This is a genomic window from Streptomyces sp. yr375 (assembly GCF_900110755.1).
In the GTDB taxonomy this organism is placed as follows: domain Bacteria; phylum Actinomycetota; class Actinomycetes; order Streptomycetales; family Streptomycetaceae; genus Streptomyces.
The window spans coordinates 1-5,086 of sequence record NZ_FOFF01000101.1 but is presented as its reverse complement, the minus strand read 5'-3'; the positions used below and the strand labels follow the sequence as shown (position 1 = coordinate 5,086).

The 5,086-nt window shown below is 71.9% G+C and carries 5 protein-coding genes; 3 read left to right on the top strand and 2 right to left on the bottom strand.

The genetic code is table 11. From position 1 onward, the window contains the following. On the top strand, nt 1–303 hold a 303-nt coding region (locus BMZ82_RS42480), incomplete at its 5' end, for a hypothetical protein (RefSeq protein WP_256251690.1). Nucleotides 304–327: 24 nt separating this feature from the next. On the opposite strand, the gene BMZ82_RS38875 is transcribed toward BMZ82_RS42480, so the two are convergent. Together BMZ82_RS38875 and mshA are read right to left on the bottom strand one after the other, a co-directional pair. After that, nucleotides 328–843 (bottom strand): type III secretion system chaperone family protein, encoded by a 516-nt coding sequence (locus BMZ82_RS38875; RefSeq protein ID WP_093782094.1) that lies wholly within the window; start codon nt 841–843, stop codon nt 328–330. Beyond that, nucleotides 836–2,173: a D-inositol-3-phosphate glycosyltransferase gene (gene mshA, locus BMZ82_RS38870; RefSeq protein WP_093782093.1), complete on the bottom strand. Its 1,338-nt coding sequence runs from the start codon at nt 2,171–2,173 to the stop codon at nt 836–838. Before mshA ends, BMZ82_RS38875 begins: the two co-directional genes overlap by 8 nt. Before the next feature lie 278 nt (nt 2,174–2,451). On the opposite strand from mshA, the gene BMZ82_RS38865 reads away from it, so the two are divergent. Both BMZ82_RS38865 and BMZ82_RS38860 read left to right on the top strand, forming a co-directional pair. Beyond that, nucleotides 2,452–3,270 carry a class I SAM-dependent methyltransferase gene (locus BMZ82_RS38865; RefSeq protein ID WP_093782092.1) on the top strand — a complete coding sequence of 273 codons (819 nt, stop codon included), beginning with the start codon at nt 2,452–2,454 and terminating at the stop codon, nt 3,268–3,270. A 307-nt stretch (nt 3,271–3,577) separates the two neighbouring features. Beyond that, nucleotides 3,578–4,732, top strand: a complete 1,155-nt coding sequence (locus tag BMZ82_RS38860; protein ID WP_093782091.1) for a C40 family peptidase — start codon at nt 3,578–3,580, stop codon at nt 4,730–4,732. The last annotated feature ends 354 nt before the right edge of the window (nt 4,733–5,086 follow it).

The following is a 5,086-nucleotide window of genomic DNA, read 5'->3' as shown; positions in this document are numbered from 1 at the left end:
CAGCACAACCACCGCGTCGCCGCCCTGGTCCAGGTGATCTGCCTGGCCCTGCTGGTGTTCAGCCTGATCGAGCGCCAGGTCCGGCAGGCACTGGGCCCCACGCAGACCATGACCGGCCTATATCCGGACAACCGCCGGGTCCGGCCCACCGGCCGGATGATCCTCTACCACCTCGGCGAACTCACCCTGCGGATCGGCAACGTGACCGACCCGCCCACCGTCCAGATCACCCGCGGCGTCCAACTTCACCTCCTCGAACTCCTCGGCATCGAAGTCACCCGAACCCGCTGGCCACAGACCTGAATCGGTGACCCGCGAAGTACGGGGCTAGTCGGCGGGGCGTTGTGTCAGGTGGGTGAAGGCGTCCAGGTTGTGGGTCGGCTCGCCTCGGGAGACGCGCCACTCGTACTCCCTGCGGATGGCGCTCGCGAAGCCCAGTTCCAGGAGGGGGTTGAACGCGCCGTCGGCGGCCTCCAGGACCTGGCCGAGGAGGCGGTCGATCTCGTCGGGGGTGATGGCCGCGAGGGGGAGGCGGGCGGTCACGTAGACGTCGCCGAGCTGGTCGACGGCGTAACTCACGCCGTACAGCTTGAGGTTGCGCTCCAGGAGCCAGCGGTGGACGCCTGGTTCGTTCTCGTCGGGGTGGCGGATGACGAAGGCGTTGAGGGAGAGGGAGTGGCGGCCGACGATGAGGGAGACGGTCGTCCTGAGTTTGCGGGTGCCCGGGAGTTGGACCACGTAGGCGCCGGGCGCCGTGCTCTCCCACTCCAGCTCGGCTTCCTTCAGGAAAGCCTCGATGACCTGCGCGGTCGTCTTCTCCGCGGCACCCGTGACGTCACCCATGCTCGGAGCGTACGCCACGGCGGTGGGCCTGGGTCGCGGCCGCGTAGACGTCGGCGGTGGCGGCGGCCGCGGTGTCCCAGCCGAAGGACTGGGCGTGCGCGGCGGCGGCGTCGCCCATGCGGGCGGGGAGTTCGGGGCCGTCGGCGAAACGTGCGAGCACGCGCGCGTAGTCGGCCGGATCGTGGCCCTGCACCAGGAAGCCCGTCTCGCCGTCCCGGACGGCCACCGGGAGGCCGCCGACGGAGGCCGCGAGCACCGGCGTACCGGCCGCCTGCGCCTCTATGGCGACCAGGCCGAACGACTCGCTGTAGGACGGCACGACGAGGACGGACGCGGCGCGGAACCAGTCCGCGAGCTGGTCCTGGCCGACCGGCGGACGGAACCGTACGACGTCGGCGATGCCGAGCCGCGCGGCCAGCTTCTGCAGGCCCTCCGGCTTGGCGAGGCCGCTGCCGCTGGGGCCGCCGACCACGGGGACGACGATGCGGGAGCGCAGCTCCGGGCGCTCGTCGAGGAGGACGGCGACCGCGCGCAGGAGGACGTCCGGGGCTTTGAGGGGCTGGATGCGGCCCGCGAAGAGGGGGACCAGGGCGTCCGGGGGGAGGTCGAGGCGGGCGCGGGCGGCGGCGCGGCCGTCGGCGGGGCGGAAGCGGTCGAGGTTGACGCCCGGGTGCACGACGGCGACCTTGCCGGGGTCGGCGTCGTAGTGCCGTACGAGTTCGTCGGCCTCCTCCGCCGTGTTGGCTATGAGGCGGTCGGCGGCGGCGACGATCTGGGTCTCGCCGATGACGCGGGCGGCGGGCTCGGGGGTGTCGCCGTCGGCCAGGTTGGCGTTCTTGACCTTGGCCATGGTGTGCATGGCGTGCACCAGGGGGGCGCCCCAGCGCTGGGCGGCCAGCCAGCCGACGTGGCCGGAGAGCCAGTAGTGCGAGTGGACGAGGTCGTAGTAGCCGGGGCGGTGGCCTGCCCAGGCCTGCATCACGCCGTGCGTGAAGGCGCAGAGCTGGGCCGGGAGGTCCTCCTTGGCGAGGCCCTCGTAGGGGCCGGCGTCGATGTGCCGGACGAGGACTCCGGGGGCCAGTTCGACGGTCGGCGGGAGGCCGCCCGTGGTCGCGCGCGTGAAGATCTCCACCTCGATGTTGATCGCGGCGAGGCGCTGCGCGAGCTCGACTATGTAGACGTTCATGCCGCCGGCGTCGCCGGTGCCGGGCTGGTGGAGCGGTGAGGTGTGCACGGAGAGCATCGCTACGCGGCGGGGGCGGCGGTGGAGTCTGAGCCGCGTGGGGGCCGCCGTAGAGCGACGCCCGAGCCTGTTCACGTACTGGCTCACGTGGCGTTCCTCCTTGCTTCTGCCGCGGGCGCGGGCGCGGGCATGCCGGGGAGAGGGGGTGGGGCGCCCTCCACGGGGGTGCAACGTCGGAGGGAGGCGTTCCCATTCCGGGCGGGTTTGGGGAGGGGTGGTTTTTGCCCAGTCGTTACCGGGGTCGCTCAACCGTTCGAGGGGGTGACTGAAAGGGGTTCGCCCCCGCCGGCCCCTACCCGTTTCCATCCCCGGGGGGACCCCTAACCGGCTGACGGCGCAGGGGCTCGTGCGCATACCCTCCTGGTATGACATCCCGCGCCCCTGCCCGCCCCGTGGGCACGGTCACGCGCGGGACGACCAATCCCAATCGGCTGCGCCGTATGGACCGCTGGATCGTCGCCGCGCACGGCGCTGAGCTGCGGCGGGTCGGTGAGCCGGTCGCCGTCGACCTCGGGTACGGGGCCGCGCCCTGGACGGCCGTCGAGCTGCTGGCGCGGCTGCGTTCCGTCGCTCCACGCGCGCGTGTCGTGGGCGTGGAGATCGAACCGGCCCGGGTCGCGGCCGCCGAGCCGTACGCGCGCGAGGGGCTGGTCTTCCGGCACGGCGGGTTCGAGATCCCCGTCCCCCGGCGGCCCCACCTGGTGCGCGCAGCCAACGTCCTGCGGCAGTACGACGAGGACGAGGTCGCCGCCGTCTGGGAACGGCTGTGCGCGCGGCTCGCGCCGGCCGATCCGGTGACCGGGTCCCGTGGCGGACTGCTCGTCGAGGGGACCTGCGACGAGATCGGGCGGCGGCACGTCTGGGTCGCGCTCGGACCGGAGGGGCCGCGCACCGTCACCTTCGCGACCCGGCTGGGGTCCCTGGAGCGGCCCTCGGACCTCGCCGAGCGGCTGCCCAAGGCGCTGATCCACCGCAATGTTCCGGGCGAGCCGGTGCACGCCTTCCTGCGCGACTTCGACCGCGCCTGGGCCGCCGCCGCGCCCTACGCGTCGTACGGCGCCCGTCAGCGGTGGATCCGCGCGGTACGGGACCTGACGGCCGACTGGCCGGTGACGGACGGGCCGGTGCGGTGGCGGCAGGGGGAAGTGACGGTGCGGTGGGGGGCGTTGGCGCCTCGGGGATGAGCGGGGGTGGCCCTGGGGCCCGGGGGCCGGGGGCAGAAGGGGCAGTTGGTTGGCCTTCGGGGTCATCGGGGGTCTTCGGGGGTCTTCGGGATCTTTCGGACTACCGGGAACGATCTCCGTGGGCCGTTCGTCACACTGACGGGGAGATCGTCCTGCTGGGGCGTGGCGGGGCGTGCCGGGGTGGGTGAGCGGGGAAGCAGGGAAAGAGGTGCACCTGTCTGCACCTCTGTCGTTTTCGGCCGTGACGTGGCACGATCCCCCGGGCACCGTAAGTTACTGACGGTTAATCAGGGTTGGGGGACGGGGCATGGGAACGGGAACGGGCAAGCGCGGGCTGCTCGCGGCGGCTTTGGCCGTGGTCTGCGCGGTCACCGTGCTGGGTGCGCCCGGCGTCGCGTTCGCCAGCCCCGGGACGCCCGACCCGGGATCCGGTTCCAGTTCCGGTTCCAGGTCCGGTTCAAATGCCAGTACGTCTACGTCGCCGACGGCAGGGTCTTCGACTCCTCCGCTCCCCTCGACCGCGTCCGACAAGGACCTCGAGGCCGTCCACATCAAGCTCGAAGCGCTCTACCACGACGCCGCCGTCGCCACCGACGACTACAACGCGGCCGAGGAAGCGGCGAAGAAGCAGTCCGCGAAGATCGTCGAGCTGGCCAAGAAGATCGTCGCGGGGCAGGCCAAGCTGGACGACCTCAAGGACCGCGCCGGTGCCGCCGCCCGCGCCCAGTACCGCACCGGCGGGCTGCCGGACGGGGTGAAGTTGATGTTGAGCGACGACCCGACGGAGTTCCTCGACGGCGCGGGCCGGGTGCTCCAGGGCCAGCGCGCGACCAAGGACATGATCGGCGAACTGACCCGCACCCAGCAGGACTTGGAACAGTACTCCAAGGACGCCTCCGCCCAGTGGCAGAAGCTGGAGGCGGGCCGCAGGACGAAGGCGGCGGCCCAGAAGAAGATCGAGCAGCAGATCGCGGCGGCCGAGAAGCTCGAGTCCCGGTTGGCGAAGAAGGAGAAGGAGCGCCTCGAGCAACTGGAGCAGCAGGACGCGCAGCGGGCGCAGACCGCCTGGCTGGACACCGGCATACTCGCCGAGATCAACAGCGCGGCGTCCGCGCAGGGCAGGAAGGCCGTGCAGTTCGCCACCGCGCAGATGGGCAAGGCGTACGAGTGGGGCGCCGAGGGCCCGGACACCTTCGACTGCTCCGGACTGACCTCCGAGGCATGGAAGAGCGCCGGCCAGGCGATACCGCGCACCTCGCAGGAGCAGTGGAAGCAGCTCCCGCACGTCGCCGTCGAGGACATGCGCCCCGGCGACCTGATCATCTACTTCGACGACGCCAGCCATGTCGCGCTGTACGTGGGCGACGGCACGATCATCCACGCCCCGCGCCCGGGGCGGACGGTCACGCTTGCCGGGGCGGGCTCGATGCCGATACTCGGGGTGGTTCGACCGGACGCGTGAGGTCGGATGTGGGGTCGGCCCGTGAGGCCGGATGTGTGAGGCCGGGCGCGTGAGGTTGGGCGCGTGAGGTTGGGCGCGTGAGGTTGGGCGCGTGAGGTTGGGCGCGTGAGGTTGGGCGCGTGAGGTTGGACTGATGAGGTCGGCCGCGTGACCCACAGCACCTTGCCCCACCCCCCAAACTCCGTGCGGACGTGACGTTCGTCATCCCGTTCCGTTCCCGCCCTGCCCAACTGCGGTACGGAACGCGGCATATGACAGCGGTGAGAGGGCAAGCGGCGTGCCGCACACCATTCCGTTGCGCCGCCTTCTGCCGCTATGGTCCCGGTCGGTGGGTCGAGGTCCCTCGTCCCCGCC

Excerpts from the sequence above, each read along its gene's own strand:
- BMZ82_RS38875 (WP_093782094.1), bottom strand. The coding sequence starts at position 843 with ATGGGTGACGTCACGGGTGCCGCGGAGAAGACGACCGCGCAGGTCATC.
- BMZ82_RS38865 (WP_093782092.1), top strand. The coding sequence starts at position 2,452 with ATGACATCCCGCGCCCCTGCCCGCCCCGTGGGCACGGTCACGCGCGGG.
- BMZ82_RS38860 (WP_093782091.1), top strand. The coding sequence starts at position 3,578 with ATGGGAACGGGAACGGGCAAGCGCGGGCTGCTCGCGGCGGCTTTGGCC.